Below are 24,573 nucleotides of genomic sequence, written 5' to 3' on the forward strand. Positions count from 1 at the left end.
GCCATAAGTCTATTTTATGTTAGTTATTGTTTAAATTTGTCTTTTTAAACTTTAGGAGCCTAAGCGTATGCGTAACCTAAAGATCAGTTTCGCACAACTAAAAAACAATTTATAACAGAAGCTTTTATCTCAAAAAAATGAGCCTTTGGTGGGTTTTTTAGACCTATTGCATCAGCCTCTGATCTATGTTTTTTTGCAAAAATGTAAAATACTGGACATTAAACTCCCCCAGTAACTCTATAACAATAATTCAATAGATAACTATTATAAAATTCCAACTAAATATACTAAATGATACTTGTTCGTAGACAATTCACTTCCCTGATTAACATTTTTTATGACATTTTATTCGACTTTGAATGCAACAACAAACTCTAGATCTAAAGTATTGCTTGTTACAAACAATGTGTTATTTAAAACACTAGGAAACAATATCAATCTTTTTTATGAAAAAACAAAAAAAATAAACTAAAATGAAAATAATATTCCTTATTCACTAATAATGATATTATTGATTGTCAACTGTTGTTAATGGAAATTTGCGCATATGGCTATTAACCTCTTTTTTTATTTTTTTAATTTGCGTATCATTTTCCACATTTTTTAAAATAGCATCTATCCATTCTACGATTAATAATACATCTGACTCTAGTAATCCTCTTGTGGTTATAGCAGCTGTTCCAAGTCGGATACCTGAAGTAATCATAGGCGAAGTAACATCAAAAGGGATCAAATTTTTATTGGTAGTAATGTCCGCCTTTTGCAAAACAGCTTCAGCTTGTTTACCAGTAATTTTTTTATTAGACAAGTCTAAAAGCAATAGATGATTATCTGTTCCATTTGATACAACTTTATAGCCTTTATCCATAAAAGTTTGCGCCATAATTTTTGCATTTTTTTGTACTTGTATAACGTAATCTTTGTAGCTATTAGTCATAGCTTCATGAAATGCGATAGCCTTAGCTGCGATAATATGCTCTAAAGGTCCACCTTGTGTACCAGGGAATACTGCAGCATTAAGTAGGGTAGACATATTATGAGGGATTCCTTTGGCATTTTTTTTACCAAATGGATTTTCAAAATCTTTTTTCATAAGGATCATACCCCCACGTGGACCTCGTAATGTTTTATGTGTAGTAGTGGTGACAAAATGACAATGGGAAAAGGGGTCATTTAATAAATTTTTACTAATAAGACCAGCAGGATGTGCAATATCTGCCCATAAAAAAGCACCTACTTCATCTGCAATAGAACGAAGTTGAGCATAATCCCAATCACGACTGTAGGCAGAAGCACCACAAATAATCATGGCTGGTTTTTCTGCTCTAGCCTTTTGTGCAACTTCTTGCCAGTCGATATATCCAGTATCTCTATTTACACCATAAAAAGAAGCACGGTATAATTTCCCAGAAAAGTTTACAGGAGATCCATGTGTTAAATGACCGCCATGTGCTAGATTGAATCCCAAAATTTTATCTTTAGGGTTTAAAACAGCCATCATAAGTGCCGCATTGGCTTGTGAACCAGAATGGGGCTGTACGTTCACCCATTCCACATTAAATAGTGTTTTTGCTCGCTCAATAGCCAGTGACTCTATTGCATCTACAACTTCACAACCACCATAATAACGGCTTCCAGGCAACCCCTCTGCATATTTGTTTGTAAGAATACTACCGGCTGCAGCCCCTACTTGAGCAGAAATAAAATTTTCTGAAGCTATTAATTCTACGCCTTCTGTTTGTCTTTTTTTTTCTTTTGCTATAAGTGAAAAGATAGTTGTATCCTGTCTTATCATACTATTCTTGATTTTTTAGTTGCAATGCCTTAATTGAACGATTTCAATCTTTCTAGTATATTTCGTTCTATAGCTAAGATATATAGAAATATGTTTTTACAATACTTCGCGTACTACAAACCTGTTTTTTTGCTAAGCCTTACGGTGTTCTTTCTTGTTTTTTTGTTCCTCTAATAGGTTATAGAACGATGGATAACAATGTTTTGCAATACCTGCATAATAAAACGCATCAAATACTTGATTGTCAGTATGATAAATATTAATACCTTCTACCTTCAATAGTTCTTGAAAAATATTCCAATAGCCAAATTTTGTTGCTAAAATAAGTGGGGTCATGCCATTAATATCTGGTGCATTTACATCACAACCTTGAGACAACAACTTCTGCACTTGCTTTAATTTGTTCGCCCTAATCGCCTTATGAAAAGATTGGATGATATTGTTATGTTTCTTCAACAACATACTTTCAATATCTGGATTGTTATTTATCTTTGCTATGTCAATTGGTGTCATGCCATCCTTAGACTTAGCATAGATATTGGCATTCTTTTTTAATAATACTTCAGTAGTGTGCGGTTGATTATCTTTCACTGCATGATGAAGCAATGTCTGATCATTATTATCAGTGAAGTTTATATCAGGCACAAAACGTAACAAGTCTATAAAATCCTCTAGCTTTTCATCATTTAATAGTTCTAAAAGTTTATTATATTGGTCCTGAGGTGTAAATTTGATTCGTTTAGGACTACATTTACTATATATCATATTTTGTTGCTGCTGATCTTGAGTTAATTTATGTTTTGTACCATATTGATCATTTCGTTTAGCACAAGAAACGGTAAGTAGCATCAAACACGCAGAGGCTATTTGTGTGCATTTGATAAAAAAAATGGCTGTTTGGCTATTGTTCATATATTGGATAAGTATTGGGTTTGGTTAATAAAAAGATATTGCATCGCATTTTAATTGGAAACACTACCTCATTAGATAGTTCAATATCTTCACATATATTTAAATGATTTGTATATGTTACATACAGAATTGCATAATGCACATTCCTAAATTACGAAAAATTACCTAAAAAATGTGATGGTTGTTTGTGTGAGTACTGATGTTTAGCGGACTTCTTTTCAATATTGAGCTAAGTATAGCAAAAAATGGATAATTGGTTTGCTTTCTAAAAAGTTTTTTTGATTATAGTTGCCTTATTACTTTCCTAAGAGAAATTTCTCGCCATGGACATAGCTTATAGCTTTCTACCTTTCCCTAAAATAAACCGGATGTGTGTTTATGCATTCCTTTCTTTTTCTTCTTCTTCCATAAATTCTGCAATTTCTTTTTTGATGCCAATGAGATCATTGTTATTGGCAAGAAGTATTAAAATTTTAAAAAGCTTATTATATTCTTCAATAAGCGTCAAATATTTTTTATTTAATGCTTGTAATTCAACAAAATCTGGATTTCTATACGCTCCTTTTACATTGTACGTAATGATACCAGTAGAAGAAGTATCACATTTATTATTCAGATGTGGAAAGTCTGAAGAGAAATCATAATGGATGGCATTGCTAACTTTAATAATAAACCCATCATCTAGTTTTGCGTCTTTTAGCTTTGTGTAAAGCGTATTACGCGCAATACCTAATTTTTCCGCTAGAGCGGTTATTTGGTAGCCGCTTTTCTTAATGGCCGCCTGAACTATTTTTCCTTTATGATTTTCCATGAACGTAATATACATGGCCCTTAACAGCTTAGGGAAGGACTTTATTTATTCAAGTGTGCTGATACGATAGTCAAAGAAATGCGTTTATGGTTATTGCATTATCAATAATGTACGGTATGGTATTGGTAGGATATAGCAGAATGCTAAACATTTGCAAAATAGCATAATCTAAAGAAGGCGAACAATCTTAATTACGTTAATATGGTAATATGTATTATGATTGAATTAATCTATTGTATACATTTACAATGTATAAGAGGAGTTATTTTTCGAACTAGTCCTTGTAAAACAGTACCTGGGCCGCATTCAATAAATTCGGTTATGCCATTTGCGATCATATGTTTAATGGTTGCTGTCCAATAAATAGGTGCAACAAGCTGCTGTAAGAGGTTTTTCTTTATAGCTTGTGGATCATTTGTTGGCAATCCTGTTACATTTTGATAGATTGGGCAAATAGGTTGAGAAATAGGAGTAGATGCAAGCGTATGTGCAAAATCTGTCCTGGCATGCTCCATGAGGGGGGAGTGAAAACCACCTTCTACACGCAATGGTATTACCTTTCGGGCCCCAGCTTTTAAAAGCATTTCGGTGGCCATTTCTATTCCTATTTTACTCCCCGAAATAACCAATTGTCCTTCACAGTTATAATTCGCTGGCACCACTACTTCTTCCGTAATATGGCTGCACACTTCTTGGATGGCTTTATCACTTAGGCCTATTACTGCTGCCATGCTCCCAGGAACAAACTGACAAGCTTTTTTCATAGCCCTCGAGCGGGCTTTTACCAACTTTAGTCCATCTTCAAATTGCATTGCTTGACTAGCCACTAGGGCTGTTATCTCTCCTAAAGAGTGACCAGCAACAGCGGATGGTTGGAAGTCTGTAGAAACAGTAGCCATTGCAATTGAGCATAAAAAAATAGCAGGTTGCGCCACAGTCGTATCTCTTAATATTTCTTCAGAACCATCTAACATGATGGAGATCATATCCATATCTAAGATCTGATTAGCTGTTTCAAACATTTGACGTACTTGGGAACTGTTATCGTACAAGGCTTTTCCCATGCCTCTCTGTTGGCTCCCTTGTCCAGGGAATAAATAAGCTTTCATATAAACGGTTTTATATTAATATACCATGATTTACATGGAATCGTAATGAGCAGTGCTAAGATTGAAGTTATGCTGTATAAAATGAATAATTTTCCTGCTGATCTATTTTGAATTACATGTGCTTTTTCTTATTCAGGCAGTATTTGCATTGAATACCAGGTTGGTAGTCTCTATCTAAGTCATCAGACGTTAGGGGCATTCGGCATCCATAACAGAGTAGGCAGCTACCTTGTTCTAAACCATGCCCTAGAGATATCCTTTCGTCAAAAACAAAACATTCTCCTTTCCATCTAGTTCTATCCTTTGTAACTTTGTCCAAATACTGAAGTATGCCACCGCTTAATTGATACACTTCTTTGAATCCATGTGTAAGCATATAGGAAGATGCTTTTTCACATCTAATACCTCCCGTGCAGAACATAGCAACAGGTTTGTCCTTATAAGGGGATAGATGATCATCTACGAAATCAGGGAACTGATTAAAGTAAGTTGTCTTAGGGTTTACAGCACCTTCAAAAGTGCCAATGCGGTGTTCGTAATCATTTCGAACATCAATAACTATAGCTGCTTTATCTAAAATAGCATTCCAATCTGCAGCTGAAACATGTTGGCCACTGATTTTCGTTGGATCAATCTTAGGTTGAGCCATTGTTACAATTTCTTTTTTTATTCTAATTTTCAGTCGGCGAAATGGCTTTTGGCTAGCTTCAGAATATTGATACCAAAGGTCCTCAAATGGTGGTATCGATGTAATTTGACCTATTGCATGCGCTAGTACAGAGGGCAATCCTGCAATGGTCCCATTTATACCCTCAGGAGCTATAAGTAGTGTTCCGCTTAGCTCTTTACATATAGATTGAAGTTTCTGTTGTAATGCGGTTAGGTCATTCAGTGGTACAAACTTGTACAAAGTTGCTACTTTAAACATGTGATATTCAGACTATATTTTTGTATGGCATTAGAATTTTAGTATAAAAAGATAAAAGAAAATAGGAATAAATGCTCTTTTCTTTTTCGTAATTTACTAAAAAAATGACAATTTTTGTTGTCTTTAGTAAGATGCCAAAGTGTTGGTTGAGTATTCCAAAATGTAATGCTACTTTTTACCATATGTATGCGTTAATGTAAAACGGTTACCAGGGAGTGTAGAGACTAGACCTTGCAGTTCTAATGATAATAGTGCAGCTTGTATTTCTCCTAAGGATAATTCAGTCACAACAGTTAAATTGTCAATCGCTATAGGTTCTACTTTCTTCCGGAGTTGTTCTAAAATTATTTTCTCCGATGGAGTCAGTTTGTAAGCTGTATACTCAGGTTGTTGTATTGCGTGCTTTGGATTGATTTCCCAATTCATTATATAGGCCAAGTCATTCATATTGGTAATTAAATGTGCTTGGTTGCGTCTAATTAATTGATGACATCCTTCTGAAGTAGCTGCATAGATGCTACCAGGTAGTGCAAAAACTTCTCGGTGGTAATTATTGGCATAATAGGCGGTTATTAGTGAGCCACTTTTTTCTTTTGCTTCTATTACTATAGTTGCATCTGCTATCCCTGCTAGAATCCTATTGCGTGCTATAAAGGAATAGGCTGCTAATCCACTTCCAATAGGGTATTCTGTAAGGATGCCTCCACCTGATTCCCCTATTTTCAGGGCTATATTCTTATGCATAGTAGGATAAATCTCATTGAGGCTACTGGGCAACACAGCCACTGTGTCTAATCCAAATTCCAGTGCTTGTTCGTGTGCCCATATATCCGTACCATAAGCGAGTCCGCTTACAATAAGGGGTTGATAGGGAGCCAATTCCTTTATAAATTTGGTAATAGTTTTTTTCCCGTATGCGGAGAGTTGCCTAGTGCCTACTATGCAAATTACCCTTTGTTTGTTTAATATTTTTGCTCCTTTATAGTAAAGAATGGCAGGTCTATCTGGTAATTCCAGCAGTCTTTTAGGATAAACATCTTCTTCTGTTACTATGATTTCAATGTCATGAGCCTTATGTATTTCTATGATTTCTTTGACACGTTCTGTGTTATTATTTTCCCGAATGGCTTGAATTATTTTAGCAGGGATTTGGTTATTGTTTGTATGTGAAGCTTTAAACACTGCCTGGGCGCTACCAAAATGGGCTAATAATTTTTTCAGCCAAGTACACCCTATGCCTGGAATTAAGGAAAGTGCCAATCGGTAATATTTTTCTTTTTGGGTTAGTGGTTCCATTTTTTAATTATGCACTTTTATCCGGTCTTCTGATATCTCTACTACTCTTCGTCTTTGTTTCCTTTACCATCTTGTCGATTTCTTGCTCATCATAGTCGCTGTAATCACTAAGAATGATTTTTTTATAGCATCAGGCGATAAACCATTTGCAATTGTAAAAATAATTAAAAAATTACGTTTTTAAGTGCAGAATGTCAGCTACACCTACGTTAATGAGGCATTCCGTCAAATAATCTTTGTATCTTTGGCATTGTAACTAAAAATAATATATAGCCTGATCTCTCTTTATGGGAGATAGTGATACATCAGGTATCATTGGTGTAATCTTAGCTATTTGCCTACATAGCTCATTAAGAGATATTGAGCAGTAAAAAACAAATGTTTTAAAAAATGTTTTAAAAAAAAACAAAACAATTAGGAATATACTATTTTGTATGGTGTTATTTTTATTTTCATGTAGCAAATCGACACAGTACAATATGGAAGGAAATATAAGGCTAGGAGAAGATTTAGGAAGAAATATCAATAATAAAAGGTCTAAATTGGAGTATACAGGTATTTTGCCTATTACTCAATCTAATATTGAAGATGTAGTTGTATCAGGCTTTTATTCAGATAAAACAGCGCATGTTTGGCGGTTGTTAAAAAATAAAGGAGCTGTTTTTATGGTACGTCCGCGCAGATTTGGTAAATCTTTACTTATAGATACTATAGCAAAGATAGCTGAAGGAGACAAGTATAGACACTTATTTTCAGACTGCTGCATAGGAAGAGATAAAATTAAAATAAACAAACATAACCCTAAAGAAGAACCAAAAGAATACGACTGGAAAAAATATCCAGTGATTAGGTTGGATTTTTCTAAGTTAGATAATGAAAGCTCTGAGACGTTAAAAGCTGAACTAAAAAGATTATTATACACAGTTGCCAAAAATTACGGTGTAGAATCAAAACTTCATAATCCTATTGGACATGATTCTTTTCAGTCTTATTACGAAAACTTAATTGCAAGTTTAAAAGCATTAAAAGCAAAAGATGATAGTTATGAAAACAAAGTAGTTGTATTAATAGATGAGTATGATAGTCAATTAATCAATTTAGATTGGAAGTCTCAAACTTATAATGATTGTATAAAAGTACTTAAAGATTTTTTAACTGTCGTTAAAAGTTGTACCAATGACTGTCAATTGATATTTATGACTGGTGTAACTAGATTTAGTCTAACAGACTTAGGTTCTGGTGCTAATATATTTCAGGGAAATGATGTGTCCATAGATAATGAATTTTCAGATGTTGCTGGATATAAAGAGGAAGATATTGAAAATCTATTTCAGAACAGATTTGCTTATGTAATCAAAGAGTTGGAAAATAGAAAAGGAGAAAAGTATACGGTAGAAAAAGTTATAGATGCTATTAAGTCCTATTATAATGGATATAGATTTTCCTATAATGGGATATCTATGTATAATCCGAGTTCTGTATTATCTTTTTTTCAAAAGGGTCATTTAAAAGGTTACTGGTATAGAACAGGGGATCCTAGTATTTTGTTAAAACAGATGCGAGAAAAAATCGACAGATTCGATATGGATTGGCAGGAGTTAAGATTTTCTGTAACAGAAGATGATATCATGTTTACTAAAAGTAGAAAAGCATTAACTTTAGAAGCATTAATGTATCAAACAGGTTATCTAACCATAGATAAATATGATCCCACTGATGAAACGTATTCCCTAAAATTTCCTAATAAAGAAGTAAGGGACTCACTCTCAAAAAACATAGAAGAGATTATTTTAGAAGAACAAGAAGAAATAGGAAAAGAAGATAGTCAACATGTACTCGCTGCTTTAAATGAAGAAAACTGGCCTAGTTTATTACAACTCTTTAGAGATTCTTGTTTTGCCAATGCGAGCTACGAGGCGCTTAAAGATGAGGAAAAAAGTTTCCAACATATTTTACATTCTTTTTTAAATGGTGCGTGTCATCATACAGTTGGTGGACCTCATATGCGGGTAGAGGAGCAAACAGGTTGTGGTCGTTCGGATATAACTATTGATGACACGAAAAATAATGTTGTTTATATTATAGAGCTTAAAAAAAATCAAAGTGCAGAAAAAGCACTTAAACAGATAGAAAAGAATAAATACTCTAATAAATATTATAGAAAAAAAAAGATAGTCCATATAGGGTTAAATTGTGTCTTTAATAAAGATGATGATGCTCATCGTAATATCAATGAATGTATTATTGAAGTAAAGCGTAAAGACCACAATAATAATCTTAGTAAGGATGCAAAAAAGAAATTTGTATCTAGAGATCAAGTTTTTGTAGAAGGGGTAATAAACGTGTCAGAATTAGAAGATAAAGAAACAAAAACTAATGATCAAAGAAGTAGAAGCAACGGTTAATTGTATCGTAACACAGATTTTATGCCTAATTTCGCAAGATTTTTTTGAAAAATCTATGATATTTGGCAGTTTGTCATCTCTCTACACTAAATAAGTAGGGTAATAAAAGCGTGATTTTGACATGTCTAACTACCTGTTTGATAGGGCCTCTTTTTATTATAAAAGTTGTTCATCTACCAATGATATTGCAAAACAATATATTTCGAATAAGAGGGTAGCAGAAGGAACTGTTTTTATTGCAGATTATCAGTGCAAAGGTAGGGGTCAGCGTGGTAATCATTGGCATTCAGCCGAGGCTCAGAATCTACTTTTTTCCCTTGTTTTATATCCAGAGTTTCTAGCCATAAAGTATTCTTTTTCTTTAAATATTATTATTAGCTTGTCTATTTACGAAGTACTTGCTCGTCAATGTACAGAAGGTATTTCTATAAAATGGCCTAATGATATCTATTATTTAGACAAAAAAATCGGTGGTATTTTAATTGAAACCAGCATTGGTAGTAGGGATAAAATAAATACAGCCATTATTGGTATTGGACTGAATATAAATCAGGTACACTTTGACTTGCCAAATGCTACTTCGTTAGCCTTAATCAAACAAACAACCTTTGATAGAGGTACTATCTTAAATCATATTTTACAAGCAATAGGAAATTACTATGCTCAGTTGCATAATGGGAAAGGAGATTTGCTTTGGTCAAATTATCTAGGTAACCTATATAGGAACAAGGAGGTTCATTGTTTTAAACATACTGCTGGATATATAGCAGGACGTATCGTAGGAGTCAATAGGCTTGGTCAACTACTTATAGAAATGTCCAATGGAAATATTTGTAGTTATGACACTAAAGAGATTACTTTTGTTATTTAAGCTTTAGAATAAAGATATTCATGTCGATAGCAATACATTCCAGACAAGTTTGTTCGGCCAGTATAGAGTTTTTAGAAAAAATAACTCTTTTGGCAAAAGATTATAATAAAAAGGTAATAATTTCTACAACATTTGCACAATTGTTAAATTTAAATGAGCTTAATTGTTTAAAATACCTATCAATCTTTGATATTGAGGCATTAAATGCTTTACATGTAGAACTGATGATTAGCCTAGGTGGTGATGGAACTCTTTTAGAAACAACACACTATATCAATGATAAAGCAATTCCACTACTTGGTGTAAATACAGGAACGCTAGGATTCTTAACCATGTTAAGTTGCTCAGAAGCGGTCACGGAACTAATACATTTTTTTGAAGGTGATTATGCCATAGAACAGCGAACAATTTTATCATTATGTGGAGAACATATTTCTGATGCCTTTGCATTAAATGAAGTTGCATTATTAAAAAGAGACACTGCTTCACTACTGACTATTGATGCATATATAGATGAGAAATTTATTACAACGTATTGGGCTGATGGATTAATTATTGCTACACCTACTGGATCTACAGCCTATTCACTTAGTTGCTTAGGGCCAATTATGTTACCTAGTGCAAATAACTTTGTCATTACCCCTTTGAGTCCACATAACCTTGCTGTACGGCCATTGGTGGTACCTGAAACAGCCAAATTGAGTTTTATCGTTAAGGGACGAGATAAAGATATGCTTATTGCAGTAGATGGGAGATCTATACCAGCAGCTACCCAGCAGAGACTCGTTATAGAAAAAGCTCCTTTTATATTGAAGCTTGTCCAGCTTGGGCATACCTCTCTTTTTGATGTGTTACGTGAAAAGCTTTATTGGGGTATGGATTGTAGAAAAACATAAACCAAGACCATTTCTTAGTACAGAATATTAGTTCAAAACCAACTAAATAAACCATCATATACAATCATCTAAGAGGGATATGTTTCCCAGAAGTTTTTAGGTAATCATTTGAGTGGATTTGGAATGCAATCATTGGGCAGGAAGAAGATGAAAAACAAGCCGAGTATCGCGCTGCTACAACCACTATGCCTTTGCTTCTTTCCAGACCTGGAGGATTAAGTAGGAGCTAGCCGTACCGGCTTGTCTCTTGCAAGATAGCGCTTTTTTATCAAAATCAAAAATGGTGTTGTTGTTCAGGTTGCAAACGGTTCACTACTGTCAAGTATATATGTTTGAGGTAGTTATTCATGCTGAATCTGAACTATCTAAAAAGAAAAATAACTTCCCAGGTACGCTATGTTTTGTATAAAAAGGTGATAGTTTTACAACTGATTCATATGAAAGATAAAATACGCAGTAAAAATTAAGGAACATAGGGTTTAGTTTAACGAAGATGGACCAAACAAAAAAACCTGTTTGTAAATTTGTGTTTTTGTAATTTTTTGTTTAAAATTGTACCTAGTTTTTTATAAAAAAACAGATATGATGTTTTTTAGTTTTGGGCTTATCGTAATTTTTGTATGTCCGTCAGCTTATAATGATATATTCTTTTCATAATAGGTTATCTAGCATCAGGTGTTAGTGTTGTGTACATATTCTAAATATATTATCAATTTTAATCTTCTATTGTCATGTTTACATATCAAGTTTTTCAGGTTGTATGTTTTATAGCACTTTCCTATTTATTATTTCCTAGTTGTGTAAGTCATATCAACAGGCAGTATATGTATAATCCTACTACCAGTAGTGCTCAAAAAGAAACTGAAAAGTCTAGTCGATTTAGTTTCCCTAAAGAAATTAACTGGGCTTCTCTAAAGCTACATTCAAGAGTTCCAACCTTATCAGGGAGTAAATATGGCATGATTTGGGGAAATACAAGAACGATTTCATTTGATTCCAATGGAAAAAGGACTATATCTCATAATTTAACGGGTCTAAATTTTTATACCATAAAAGAAATAGAGGTTAAGCTAAAAACAGGAATAATGTATATTCATCCCTCAAAAAACAATTATGCTACAGTTAAATATCAGAATGTGAACAATAGTTCAGTACATATGGATAATCCTGAAGGAAGGTTTACTATAGGCACAAGCAATGATCATTTTAATTATCAAATTGAAAGGTTGCCTAATATGCCTATTACCATAAATGCTCAAGAGAAGCTCTTTTTACGCATAGAAAATAATTCAACAGAAAAAATTTCAGCTACAGCAAAAGAAATAGATATACGTGCATACTATAATAATATGCCAATGGAATTCCGAGCTGAAAGAATAGATGCAAAGATAAAAGCAAAAGGTGATTTAAAATTACATTATAATTCTGGAATCGCTATTGTAGAGTATAAAGACATTCCTCAATCTTGTGTTCATATTGATGTAACAACAACTTCTAGAGGAACGTTAAAAATACGATTACCTAAAGATGCAAAAATTTATATGGATATAGAAGATCCTAATCTTTCACTTGAATTTAAATCTGTATTTAAAAATAGCACTTTACAAGAATGTGACTTCCATATTACTTGTAAAGTACAACCAGGATCCAGTAATACTACGAATCCTCCATCAGAAAAAGGGGAAATATCCATAAAAAGATATAGACCTAGCAGCAAACAAAACTAAAAAAACGAGTAACAAATACATTCAAAATTAAACCTTTTCCTATAAATTTTATGTGCCAAATTTTTAGATATACTTTTCTTGCAATGCTTGCTGTTTTGTTATTTCCTAGTTGTGCACGTTACTCTAATGAAAACCATATGGACAATACTTTTAGCTTTGCTGATCAGAAATTTTCTGATCAGCAAAGTACATGGCAAATACTGAAACTGTTACCAGCATGCCGTAATTCCACAAAATCAAATAATAATCAACTCCAAACTGATTTCAATAATAACTCAACAGAATCAAATAGTATAAGTATTATTTCAACGCCGTTTGGTTTTAATCGCATGCTAGGAGTGGATAGTAGGCGTAATATTCCAGATTCAAGCTTTCCTGGTGTAAAAGAAATCTACCTTCTCTTTACAAAAGGAAGTATTAATCTTGCTCTGTCAAAAAAGGAGTATACTACAGTCAAATATCAAAGTGAAGAAAATAGCCTAGCAACAACTAGTAATTCGGGAGGAAAATTTACTCTAAGCAGTAGCAACAGTAGCCAGATTAATTATAAAATTAAAGTATCAAGTAACATACCGAATATTGTAACTGCTGCTAAAGGACTCTCTTTATACATATCGCAAAAGAGTTTAATAAGCAAAATTACAATTGGATCTAAAGAAGTCGCTGTATATCAATTTGATAAAAGTACGCCAATAAAACTCAATAATGCTACAGTAATAAATCATCTAGAGGTAAAAGCGAAAAATGATTTAAAATTAGTTTTTGATGATCCTATACAGGTTGTTGTAAAGTATGAAAAATTACCTAGATCTCGTGTTTGTATTGATGTAGAAGGTGGTGTAGGGAAATTAGATTTATATTTGCCTGAAGGTGCAAAAGTTTGTACGGATGTTCCAAGTGGTTCTATTAAATCTACCTATACACAAAGCTCTCTGGAAGAGTGTCATTTCTACGTTACAAAAAATCAAACCTAGCATATAGGATTGTTCTTCTTAAAAATAATTTGCAATAAGGTAAATTATTTACGAATATATGTTTATAATATATACTTCCTGTAAATGTAAAAACCTTAAAATCGCCTATCTAGTCCTAGGATTATTGCATAATAATGATTATCATATATTCTAATATAGAATGAGCATTTATGTAATTGCAAGTGACCTAAGATTCTTGTAAATTTGTGCGTGTTTTTTAGTGGTTATTACCATGTAACACCAATCAATAACATTTTTATTAGCTGATCTCTAACTATATTAAGCGATGAATTTGTATAAGCGGAAACAAAAATCAGTAATCGGCATATATATAGTATTTCTTCTGTATGTACTAACTTGTCTATTTGTAACAGCTAGACCCATTTATGCCAAAAAAAGCACAAAAACGGCTGTAGACACAAAGCATTATGCCCCCCTTTTAGAACAATATGAACAGGCTAAGCATCTTTGCAAAAAGAACAATTATGCTGATGCAAAACGCTCATTTGATGTACTTAAACAAGTTTGTAGTGACACCCCACTTTGCCCCTATGTCCATTTCTACTATGCATTATCTGCTTATTATAATGGTGAAAAAGCATTGGCTAAGCAAAGTTTTTCGTGGATACACTTACAATTTCCTTCATGGAATAAACAAAATGAAACACTCTATTGGTGCGCACGATGCAATTTCGAGGAAGAAAAATACAACGATGCCTTCACATTGCTTTCTTTAATCCAAGATAAAAAAATGGTTGATGCTATTGCTAAAATGAAGAAATATTTTATAAAAAAAATAGAAAATCTTGATTATCTACAAGAACTAGCATCGCATTTTCCAAATGAATCGATGATCAAACAAACCTTATATAAAAAAGCTGCCCGTCAGGCATATATAACACAAGACTTCTCTTTAGTACATTCATTAGCTGCTCAGTATCACTTTAAACACTACATATATGATCCCTTGCGTAACCTAAAATCTAAACGAAAAGATGCATATCGTGTGGCTGTCTTTTTTCCATTTCTTGTAGAGGAGATAAACTATACATCATGTACAGATTTATTTGTAATTGACCTATATCAAGGTATCAAAATAGCCATAGAAGAGCTTGCACAAGAAGGCATTGCAATTAAACTTTTTTCTTTTGATACTAAAAATAATGCTAAAGTTACGGCTGACTTGCTTGCACAAGAAAAGATGCAATATATGGATTTGATCATAGGTCCTCTCTATCCTTCTACCATTCCATTGGTTGCTACATTTGCCAAAAAGCATAAAATTAATTTTGTGAATCCTATTTCAACAAATTCCTCTATTATCAATAATAATCCATTTGCCTTTCTCTTTCAACCTAGCCTTGAAACCTGTGCGCAAAAAGCAGCGTGGCTTACACTGAGAGATATAGCTACCAAACAGATAGAACACCCTTGTATAGCTGTTTTTTATGGTAAAGAACGAGAAGATCTTTTACAAGCAGAACTGTATAAACAAGTTATAGAACAGGAATTAGGTAGGAAAATAGATTTTTTCTTACAATTTTCTACTCCTAATGAAATCAAAGATTTTTTTTGCAACCTTGGTAAGGGTAAAAAAGATGAAGCAGAAGAAGTAACCGCAGAAGAAACAAGAGAAATAGAAGAACAAGAAAAAATCAATCATCTAGATCTAGAACGCATAACCCATATCTACCTTCCTTCACAACATAAAATGCTTGTTTCTAGTGTATTGAGTTTCCCTTTCAAATTTAACATACACCCCTATATTATAGGGCATGAACAATGGATAAAACAAGAAATTATTACCCTAAATCAACTTAAAAGGTTGAAAATCTTTTTTTTAGCCCCTGGCTATATAGATTTTAATAGATCTGCATTAACTACATTTCGAAAAAAAATTTTCAAGAAAACGGCCCATCAAGCTAATGATTACAACTATATTGGCTATGAAATGATGTTATTTTTTGGAAAAATGTTATCAACGTATGGCATCTATTTCCAGAAAGAATGGGAAAATATGCATTACACGGGCGTGATTTTTCAAGGAGCGTATTATGGGAAATACCATTCTAATCAACATATTCCCATTTTATGTTTTAATAACAACAATTTTATTGTGCAAAATGAAAATTAATAAATTGACTATCATGACTAAATCATAAATAAGCTCTCATATAAGGAGTAAAAAAGGTGATTATTTATTTGTACCAAAGAAGTCTAGTCTATTTCAGGACTTTCGCAAAGTATTAAATAATTAATATTTTTGTAGTTATCCCACATTCCGCACCAAAAAACATAATTTTTGAATTATTTTTATAATTGATTAAGAATAAATTATGCTATTTCTATTAAAAATTTTAGCAGTACGCCAGCTTATGTATTAATTTTTATAAAAATATTTTCATCTGATAATCAATTATGCTATTTAAAGAATATATTTAGCCATATTTTTTATTATATTCATAATCATTACAAAAAAAGGTGCGGAATGTGGGAGTTATAGTTACTAACTGCAACTTATTTTATTCAACCATGAAAGTTACTACACAAATCTATGGTCAATTTTTAATTAATAGTCCTGACAATTATACAGGGACCTATTTTTCAGAGATAGCTGCAGGTCTTGAACATGATAGTGTATGGCGCCATCTCAATGGATCAAAATTACCTAGTAGAGCTATATGGGAACGTATAAAACAAGATATTGTCTATTCTAAGCATGGCTACTTATTGTTATATCCGACATTCCGAACTATTTTTTATACTGATTTAAAAATAATTAAAAAATTACGTTTTTTAGTGAGCAATCTCGGATTCTACTCTAATGCTTCTATAATTTTATTTTTATTGAATAATGTGATTGCACCATACAAACCTAAACTAATGGCACAAAATGCACATAGGTTAGGAAGAAAAACAGTTTGCCAGACCCAAGAAATAGGAACATGCTGCATATAATACAACTCTGGCTCAAGTGTAATCAGCTTATAATGAGATTGCAAAAAACATAATCCCATACCCAATATATTTCCATATAACATGCCCCAACAAAGTGTATATAAACTATTGCAAAGAATAATCACATTAATCTGCCAGGTATGTGCGCCTAAAGATTTGAATAAAGCCACCATATCATTACGTTCTATAACCTGAACAATAGCCGTAGCAACCATGGTAAAGCATGCTATCAATAATATAAATACCATAAAAATGATGGTATTTTTTTGAAAAATAGCAAGCCAATCAGAAAAAGCAGCATATTTTTGATCCGTTTTGACAACACGTAAATTATCATCTATAAGGTGTAAAATATCATCCCTTAACATTTTTTTTATGGGTATATTTTTTTTTATAAAAACTTCATATCCATCTACCATTTCTGGAGTCCAGTTATTCAAACGTTGAATGAGCCGGATATCACAAAAGGCTAAGCTAGCATCTATGTCGTTTATATAGGTACGATATATTCCAACAACCTTTAATTTTCTAAAACGGGTACTAGGATCTATGGTATGAATAATAATATGGTCACCTAACGCAATGGATAATTTTTGTGCCATATAATGGCTAATTAATAATTCATTTTGATAGGTTAATGCTTTCAAATATGGAAGCCTTCCAGCGATTATATAACTTTCTAATTCTTGATGTAATGTGTTATGATCTAGTCCTTTACATAGCAACCCTTCGATACCCTCTTTTGTATCAATAAGGACTGGTTTTTGTGCAAAAGCTTCTATTTTTTCAATGGCAGTGGGCAAGTTTTTTAACAAACGATTTATCTGTATTGCATGTATGCATGGTGGTTCGTAAGGGTATGCATGCCCCACCTGTTTGGTAATTTCAAAATGCCCAAAAAAAGAAGTCATTTTTTTATTAATTTCTGACTGAAAACCAAACATTACCATTGATGCAACCAATATAGAAGCAAACCCTATGGCAAGACTGAATGTTGCAACTTGATGTACAACATAAGCAAAAGCCTGTCTATTGCTTTGTCGTATTCGATTTGTTATAAAAAGAGCAAAATAAATGGCCCTAAACAATGGCATGTTTGTTAATAGGCTTGTGCAAAAATCACGCGTCTTTTAGAGGGTTTTCCCGTGTAGATACAGCATCCTTCCTCTTCAACGCTATCTAATGGAATACATCGGATCGTAGCTTTTGTTTCTGCTTTAATTTTCTCTTCTGTTTCTGTTGTTCCATCCCAATGGGCAAGCAAAAAACCTCCTTTCGTTGCTATGCGCTCCTTAAATGCAGCATAGTCATCTACACGTATGGTATGCTTCTGCTGCAGAGATAAAGCACGCTGGTACATGTTTTCCTGAATTGCCTCTAGCCAAGAAGAAACCTGTGTGCTTAAATCTGCTAGTGGAATAGTGATCTTTTCTTTTGTATCTCTACGTGCTAGTTCAACTGTCTTATTTTTTAAATCATTAGGGCCTAGTACCATACGTATAGGGACTCCTTTTTGTTCGTACTCAGCAAACTTATAACCTGGCTTACGGGTATCTCTATCATCCAGTTTTACTCGAATATCTTGGCTAGCCAATAATTTTTGACAAGCAGCTAATTGTGCAACGACGGTACGATATTCTTCCTCTGTTTTATAAATGGGTATCATCACTACCTGTATAGGGGCAATTTTAGGGGGAAGTACCAATCCATCATCATCTGAATGCGTCATAATCAATGCCCCCATAAGACGGGTAGTAACACCCCAAGAGGTGCCCCATACATAGTCACGTATACCCTCTTTATTGGTAAAGGTTACGTCAAAGGCTTTAGCAAAACGTTGTCCCAGGTAATGGGAAGTACCAGCTTGGAGGGCTTTTCCATCTTGCAGTAAAGCTTCAATGGTATAGGTAGTTTCTGCACCTGCAAATCGTTCATGTGCTGTCTTAACTCCTTTGACCAATGGAATGGCCATATATTCCCGAATAATGCGTTCATATAAATGTAGCATTTGTAACGCTTCCGCTTCTGCTTCTACACGGGTAGCATGGGCGGTATGTCCCTCTTGCCATAAAAACTCTGTAGTACGTAAAAATAACCTAGTACGCATTTCCCAACGTACTATATTACACCATTGGTTAACCAAAATAGGTAGGTCCCTATAAGATTGAACCCAATTTTTATAGGTACTCCATATAACTGTTTCAGAAGTAGGCCGTACAATGAGCTCTTCTTCTAACCTAGCTGCAGGGTCCACGACAACGCCATTCCCATCTTCCGCCATTTTCAGTCGATAATGGGTAACAACCGCACATTCTTTAGCAAAACCTTCTACATGGTCTGCTTCTTTGCTTAAGTAGGATTTAGGAATGAGTAAGGGGAAATATGCATTTACGTGACCTGTTTCTTTAAAAGCTTTGTCAAAAAAGCTTTGCAATCTTTCCCAAATGGCATAACCATAAGGTTTGATAATCATACAACCACGTACAGGGGCATTTTCTGCAAGGTCTGCACGTAATACCAGCTCGTTATACCAAGCAGAAAAATTAGCGTCTCTTTTAGGCAAAGGTGTAGACATACTTTATCATATTTTATTATTAACACATCAAGGCTATCTTTCTGCTATACGTGAATTGCCTCTCCATATGCTGCATGAACGGCCTCCACAATGGATTCAGACATGGTTGGATGTGGATGTATACTGGTTTGAATCTCATGTGCAGTGGTTTCTAGTTTACGTGCTACAACTACTTCTGCTATCATTTCTGTAACATGAGCACCAATCATATGTGCACCTAACCACTCTCCATATTGGGCATCAAAAATCACTTTCACAAGCCCCTCGGGATTACCAGCTGCATGTGCCTTCCCAGAAGCAGAAAATGGGAAAATACCTATTTTAGTTTTGTAACCAGCTTCTTTTGCAGCCTTCTCTGTATAGCCTACTGAAGCCACTTCTGGATAGGTATAGGTACAGTTTGGAACATTATTGTAATTCAAAGGATCTGGATTCAGTCCAGCTATTTTTTCTACACAAATAATTCCTTCTGCGGATGCTACATGGGCCAATGCTGGACCTTTGATCACATCTCCAATGGCATAGATTCCTTTGCAATTGGTTTTATAATAGGCATCTACTGCAATTCTTCCATCTTCTATGCATATGCCAACTTCTTCTAAGCCAATATGTTCTATATTTGGCTGAATGCCGGCAGCAGACAGGACAATATCACCAGCTAGTTGTATATCTCCCTTTGGGGTATGCATATGTACATGGGTTCCTGGTGTTACAACTTTTACTTGCGTAACTTCTGAGCCAGTATAAACCTGAATCCCCTGTTTGGTAAAAGATTTTTCTATTTGTTTAGAGATATCTTCATCTTCAAGGGGTAATAGGCGTGGCATATATTCCACTAGGGTTACTTTTGTGCCTATTGTGTTGTAAAAATAGGCGAATTCACATCCAATAGCACCTCCACCAATAATTACCATGGAAGCTGGTTGGGTAACAAGGGAAAGGGCTTCTCTATAACCAATAACATTGGATCCATCTATAGGTACTTTTGGCAAAGAACGACTTCTTGCTCCAGTGGCAATAATAATATGGGGAGCAGTATATAGCGTATCTTCTCCTTTTTTGTCTGTTACAGAAACGGTTTCATTAGGCAAAACTTTACCACGCCCCTCTAAGATAGTAATTTTATTCTTTTTAAATAGGTGATGAATACCTTTACCCATAGTATCTGCAACATTTCTGCTTCGTTGCATCATTCCTTGAAAGTCTGGCTTTACTTGTTCTGCTTGAATGCCGTAATCTGCAGCATGCTTTAAATAGTTAAATACTTCTGCACTTTTTAGCAATGCTTTTGTAGGGATACATCCCCAGTTAAGACAAATCCCACCTATTAAATCTTGTTCTACCACGGCAACATGCATACCTAGCTGAGCAGCCCGAATCGCTGCAACATAGCCTCCTGGGCCACTTCCAATTATAATAATATCGTATTGTGTTGACATATAGTTTCTAAGTTGCTTTAAATATGTGTATTTAAAGATATATAATCATTATTCTAGTTCTGAATTACAATGGTTAGTATTCGATGGCCACTTAATGAATTATGCCAAGCCGCTCCTTAACAACATCAATTGCTTCTCTGTCTTCTACCATAATCATGAGCAAATCCAGTACGGTAACAATGGTGTCACCTCTAGGAATAATAAAGGAACCATTGCGTTTTATAAGTACAATTAATGAGTTTTCAGGTAAACTCAGCTGTACGATTTTCTTTCCAATGGCAGTAGCATGTTCCGGAACAATGAGTTCAATAAGTTCGCTGTTTACCTCTTGTGATAGCTGAATACTAGGTGTATGTTCCTCTGCTATAGGTTCTTCTAAATCCAACCATTTTGCCAATGGAGACAATGTTGTCCCCTGGAACAAAATAGAGGTAAGTACAATAAAGAAAACAATATGGTAGATAATACCAGCCTTGTCAATGTTATCTAACAATGGATAGGTAGCAAATACAATCGGAACGGCTCCTCTTAACCCTACCCAAGAAATAAAAACCTTATGGTTAAAGTTTAGGGTTCTAGAAAAACATAATGAAAGGAATACACTTAAAGGACGTGCTATAAACATTAAGAACATAGATAACAACATCCCAATTCCCGCAATAGGCAGCAACTTATTTGGATAGACCAATAACCCAAGCATGATAAACATAATAATTTGCATCAGCCAGGAAACCCCTTCACAAAATTGTATGATGCTTTTTTTATGTGGGAAGTCTCTATTTCCTAAAATTAATCCCACGAGATAAACAGCCAAAAAAGCATTTCCATGTAAAAAGTGTGTTCCAGAATAGGTGAAAATGACCACAGCTAATATCAAGCCTGGATAGAGTGAACGGTTGGCAAGTTGAAGATTTTTAAGCAATAAGAGCATGAGTCTACCTATTATTATACCAGCTAAACCTCCTACAACCATTTCTTGAACAAAGGTAAATAGTGCAGCCATTGGACTCATGGCTTGTTGAGTTATAATGAGTGTTTTAAATAAAAGCATTAAAAACCATGCCATGGTATCATTACTACCAGACTCTAGCTCCAAGAGGGGACTAAGGTTGGCTTTGAGATTCATATTTTTAGACCTAATAATGGAAAATACCGCTGCGGCATCTGTAGATGCAACAATGGAACCCATCAGCAGACCTTCTAATAAGGTAAATTGTATACTGCCTCCCCAAAGTTTGGTAACCCCCCAAGTAAAAATTCCCACACAGAAGGTGGTAATTAAAATACCTACCGTTGCTAGTAATATGCCATTCCAAAGAATAGGCTGTATGTGTTTGTATTCTGTTTCTATTCCTCCTGTAAAAAGGATTAAACTAAGTGTAATGGCACCTAGTAATTGTGCGGCCATCGGGTTATGAAAATCAATATTCCCTAATTTTTCATGCCCTGCGGCCATGCCTACCAATAAAAAAAGTATTAATGCAGGAATACCCAGTCTAGTAGATAGTCTAGTAGTTACTATACTTAAGAAAAGTAAAAAAGAACCAGCAATGAGTAGACTTTCTGGAAGATTCATGGTTTTTTATGGTTAAAAACAAGGTTCTTTGATAAACTATATTTCCTAATACTTTTAAAGTAGGAGGTAACAAATATCTACGACATCTACGATTAGACCATAATATTTAATTATAAATTAAATTTAGGCAAAATTTAATTAAATTACGTAATTATGAGTATTTTTATTGCAAAAATGATCTTTCAACATGCTTCTGAGGAAAATAGTGCATTGTATTTTAATCTTATACACAGATATTGAATGCGTTATTTTATATATGTCTCTTATATTGGGCGGGTATATAGCGGCTGGCAGATACAGAAAAATGCGATTTCTGTGCAGGGCATTCTACAAGAATTATTAAGCAAGATATTATCCGAGCCTATTCATCTCTATGGAAGTGGTAGAACAGACAAAGGTGTACATGCCAAACAACAAGTTGCTCATTTTGATGTAACCCCTACCTTAGATACCTCTAATCTATTATATAGGCTTAATAGGATGCTTCCATCAGATATTAGCATTACGACTATTCGTCCAGTGGTAGATGATGCACATGCCCGTTTTGATGCTTCTTATAGGATATATGAGTACACCATCAATGTGAACAAAGATCCATTTTGTGGATATACAGCTAGCTGGTTGCACCACTTACCTCCATTGGAATTATTAAATCAAGCAGCAGCACTTTTTTGCCTGAAGACCGATTTTGAATTTTTTAGCAAGATAACCCATCAAGTACAACATTTTGTATGTGATATACAAGAGGCTGCTTGGGTCCAAAAGGGCTCTCAACTCGTATTTCGTATTAAGGCAGATCGTTTTTTATATGGTATGGTTAGAACCATTGTAAGCACGATGCTTAAAGTAGGAACTGGCAAAATGAGTTTAAGTGTTCTAAAAAAAATGATCTTGGAAAAACCGCTCAAACGACCTATAATTACCTTAGCTCCTCCACATGGTTTAACACTGGTAGAGGTAGGGTATCCAGAAGTGTTATTTCTAGAATAGTGAGTCCTAAAAAATCAGTCCAGTGTAATATAACAAAGAGCAATAATTGTAACATGCTAGGTTAGAATATTACAATTTTTTATCACATTATTTTATTTTTTCTATTGATTTTTACACATAAAAAAATAGCTTCCCAAACAGAACATGACTTATAGTATATAAAATTGTCTAGTGCTAGGTATGATTATGTATTTTTTTTATAAAAAAATTCTATATTTGTACACATGAAATGTGTTTATTATAGTTTCAGTTCGGGATTATTCAAAATTTTTACATTGAAGATTTAATGATTATGAACAATAATAAAGTAACCATTTTTTTTATCAAATGCACACAAATAGTCTATACTTGTTTGATGCTACTTGCAGTTTCTTGTGGTAAACTAAATAATATAAATAATATAAAACGAAAGTATGATCAGAGTCATCAGGTAAACGGTCTACCTATTGATCTTAGCCAGAAAAAACCTAAGACTATTAACTTTGATATGCGGAGTAATCGATTAGGTAATTCTAACAGCATATTGCGTCAATATAGTTATAATGATGTAGATAATAAAGGTTGGACACTGCTTCATCATATGGTAAATATGACAAATATGGCAAGTGGAGATCTCGAAAAGCTTATTAACTCATTTTTCTTGGAGTTTCAATGTCCAGATATGATGTTTAAGAAGGATTATCAGGGGAATACCCCAGTTTTGCTAGCAAAAAAAAATACAAATCAGCATACTTATAATTTACTACTAAAGCACTTAAATAGTGCTCTTAGAGAACTAATAAAAAAGGGAGAGATAGCCCCTTTTCAAAAGGTGTTATCTTTAATTCAGCGTCTTAATGCTAATGATCCTTCTATTACAACCGATATTGTAAACTACTCTGATGAAAGTAAAGGGAATACACTACTTCATCTTGCAGCAATATCAAACCAAGAAGAGTTTGTGAAAGTGTTATTAGACAACGGTGCCAATATCTGGACTAAGAACAAGGATGACATGCGAGCAATTGACTTAGCAACAGATCCAAATATTAAAAATTTGTTGGAAACACATTTTTCTACCCTATTGAAAAGAATAAAGGTGCAGTCTAGGTACCCATCATTAGTAGCCCTGTTGCGTAAGCCTGCTGCCGCAATGCCCTTACTTAGTCGGCACTGAGTATAGCCAAGAACACAAAGGATTTACTAACTAATAGCCCTGTTGCGTAAGTCCTCGGCCCACTGAAGTAGATTAAAACCCACATTCCGCACCAAAAAATGCAAATCTTACAATTATTTTATAATTGATTACTAATAATTTTTATAATTGTATAG

General features: G+C 34.0%; 18 protein-coding genes and 1 pseudogene. 9 read left to right on the plus strand and 10 right to left on the minus strand.

The genetic code is table 11. The features are described 5' to 3' along the window. Nucleotides 1-508: 508 nt before the first annotated feature. The 6 genes from glyA to dprA form a co-directional block, all read right to left on the minus strand. Complete coding sequence (glyA, locus tag CCPUN_RS01320; RefSeq protein WP_165941891.1) at nucleotides 509-1,795, minus strand: serine hydroxymethyltransferase; 1,287 nt, start codon at nucleotides 1,793-1,795, stop codon at nucleotides 509-511. Nucleotides 1,796-1,927: 132 nt separating this feature from the next. After that, nucleotides 1,928-2,707, minus strand: a complete 780-nt coding sequence (locus tag CCPUN_RS01325) for an ankyrin repeat domain-containing protein (RefSeq protein ID WP_133281789.1) — start codon at nucleotides 2,705-2,707, stop codon at nucleotides 1,928-1,930. 376 nt (nucleotides 2,708-3,083) lie between these two features. Beyond that, nucleotides 3,084-3,518 carry a helix-turn-helix domain-containing protein gene (locus CCPUN_RS01330; protein WP_165941892.1) on the minus strand — a complete coding sequence of 145 codons (435 nt, stop codon included), beginning with the start codon at nucleotides 3,516-3,518 and terminating at the stop codon, nucleotides 3,084-3,086. A gap of 230 nt (nucleotides 3,519-3,748) precedes the next feature. Beyond that, on the minus strand, nucleotides 3,749-4,627 hold the full coding sequence (gene fabD, locus CCPUN_RS01335; RefSeq protein ID WP_133281791.1) for an ACP S-malonyltransferase: 879 nt from the start codon (nucleotides 4,625-4,627) through the stop codon (nucleotides 3,749-3,751). A 112-nt stretch (nucleotides 4,628-4,739) separates the two neighbouring features. Then, a complete protein-coding gene (gene trhO, locus CCPUN_RS01340; RefSeq protein WP_165941893.1) occupies nucleotides 4,740-5,537 on the minus strand; it encodes an oxygen-dependent tRNA uridine(34) hydroxylase TrhO in 798 nt (265 codons plus the stop codon). A gap of 186 nt (nucleotides 5,538-5,723) precedes the next feature. Beyond that, nucleotides 5,724-6,851, minus strand: coding sequence for a DNA-processing protein DprA (gene dprA / locus CCPUN_RS01345; protein ID WP_133281793.1), 1,128 nt, complete (start codon nucleotides 6,849-6,851; stop codon nucleotides 5,724-5,726). Nucleotides 6,852-7,330: 479 nt separating this feature from the next. On the opposite strand from dprA, the gene CCPUN_RS01350 reads away from it, so the two are divergent. From CCPUN_RS01350 to CCPUN_RS04890, 7 genes and pseudogenes are all read left to right on the plus strand, one after another. Next, nucleotides 7,331-9,256, plus strand: coding sequence for an AAA family ATPase (locus tag CCPUN_RS01350; protein WP_165941894.1), 1,926 nt, complete (start codon nucleotides 7,331-7,333; stop codon nucleotides 9,254-9,256). Nucleotides 9,257-9,377: 121 nt separating this feature from the next. Continuing rightward, nucleotides 9,378-10,127, plus strand: coding sequence for a biotin--[acetyl-CoA-carboxylase] ligase (locus CCPUN_RS01355; RefSeq protein ID WP_133281795.1), 750 nt, complete (start codon nucleotides 9,378-9,380; stop codon nucleotides 10,125-10,127). Nucleotides 10,128-10,147: 20 nt separating this feature from the next. Continuing rightward, entirely contained in the window at nucleotides 10,148-11,023 is an 876-nt protein-coding gene (locus CCPUN_RS01360) for an NAD kinase (RefSeq protein ID WP_133281796.1), read from the plus strand. A 731-nt stretch (nucleotides 11,024-11,754) separates the two neighbouring features. Continuing rightward, nucleotides 11,755-12,750, plus strand: coding sequence for a hypothetical protein (locus CCPUN_RS01365; protein ID WP_133281797.1), 996 nt, complete (start codon nucleotides 11,755-11,757; stop codon nucleotides 12,748-12,750). Between the two features lie 137 nt (nucleotides 12,751-12,887). After that, nucleotides 12,888-13,724 carry a hypothetical protein gene (locus CCPUN_RS01370; protein ID WP_165941895.1) on the plus strand — a complete coding sequence of 279 codons (837 nt, stop codon included), beginning with the start codon at nucleotides 12,888-12,890 and terminating at the stop codon, nucleotides 13,722-13,724. Between the two features lie 286 nt (nucleotides 13,725-14,010). Then, complete coding sequence (locus tag CCPUN_RS01375; protein ID WP_133281799.1) at nucleotides 14,011-15,858, plus strand: ABC transporter substrate-binding protein; 1,848 nt, start codon at nucleotides 14,011-14,013, stop codon at nucleotides 15,856-15,858. A gap of 398 nt (nucleotides 15,859-16,256) precedes the next feature. Beyond that, nucleotides 16,257-16,457 (plus strand): annotated as a pseudogene (locus CCPUN_RS04890) (IS701 family transposase); the annotation flags it as partial. Between the two features lie 83 nt (nucleotides 16,458-16,540). Here CCPUN_RS04890 and CCPUN_RS01380 read toward each other — a convergent pair. The 4 genes from CCPUN_RS01380 to CCPUN_RS01395 all read right to left on the minus strand — a co-directional run bounded on the left by CCPUN_RS01380 (nucleotide 16,541) and on the right by CCPUN_RS01395 (nucleotide 22,272). Continuing rightward, on the minus strand, nucleotides 16,541-17,776 hold the full coding sequence (locus tag CCPUN_RS01380; protein WP_133281800.1) for an ABC transporter permease: 1,236 nt from the start codon (nucleotides 17,774-17,776) through the stop codon (nucleotides 16,541-16,543). A 5-nt stretch (nucleotides 17,777-17,781) separates the two neighbouring features. Further along, nucleotides 17,782-19,257, minus strand: a complete 1,476-nt coding sequence (proS, locus tag CCPUN_RS01385) for a proline--tRNA ligase (RefSeq protein ID WP_133281801.1) — start codon at nucleotides 19,255-19,257, stop codon at nucleotides 17,782-17,784. A 44-nt stretch (nucleotides 19,258-19,301) separates the two neighbouring features. Next, nucleotides 19,302-20,696 (minus strand): dihydrolipoyl dehydrogenase, encoded by a 1,395-nt coding sequence (gene lpdA / locus CCPUN_RS01390; protein ID WP_133281802.1) that lies wholly within the window; start codon nucleotides 20,694-20,696, stop codon nucleotides 19,302-19,304. A gap of 91 nt (nucleotides 20,697-20,787) precedes the next feature. Next, nucleotides 20,788-22,272, minus strand: a complete 1,485-nt coding sequence (locus CCPUN_RS01395) for a potassium/proton antiporter (RefSeq protein ID WP_133281803.1) — start codon at nucleotides 22,270-22,272, stop codon at nucleotides 20,788-20,790. A gap of 240 nt (nucleotides 22,273-22,512) precedes the next feature. On the opposite strand from CCPUN_RS01395, the gene truA reads away from it, so the two are divergent. Beyond that, on the plus strand, nucleotides 22,513-23,262 hold the full coding sequence (gene truA / locus CCPUN_RS01400; RefSeq protein ID WP_133281804.1) for a tRNA pseudouridine(38-40) synthase TruA: 750 nt from the start codon (nucleotides 22,513-22,515) through the stop codon (nucleotides 23,260-23,262). Between the two features lie 292 nt (nucleotides 23,263-23,554). Continuing rightward, complete coding sequence (locus CCPUN_RS01405) at nucleotides 23,555-24,418, plus strand: ankyrin repeat domain-containing protein (protein WP_165941896.1); 864 nt, start codon at nucleotides 23,555-23,557, stop codon at nucleotides 24,416-24,418. The last annotated feature ends 155 nt before the right edge of the window (nucleotides 24,419-24,573 follow it).

The organism is Cardinium endosymbiont of Culicoides punctatus, from assembly GCF_004354815.1.
GTDB lineage: Bacteria > Bacteroidota > Bacteroidia > Cytophagales > Amoebophilaceae > Cardinium.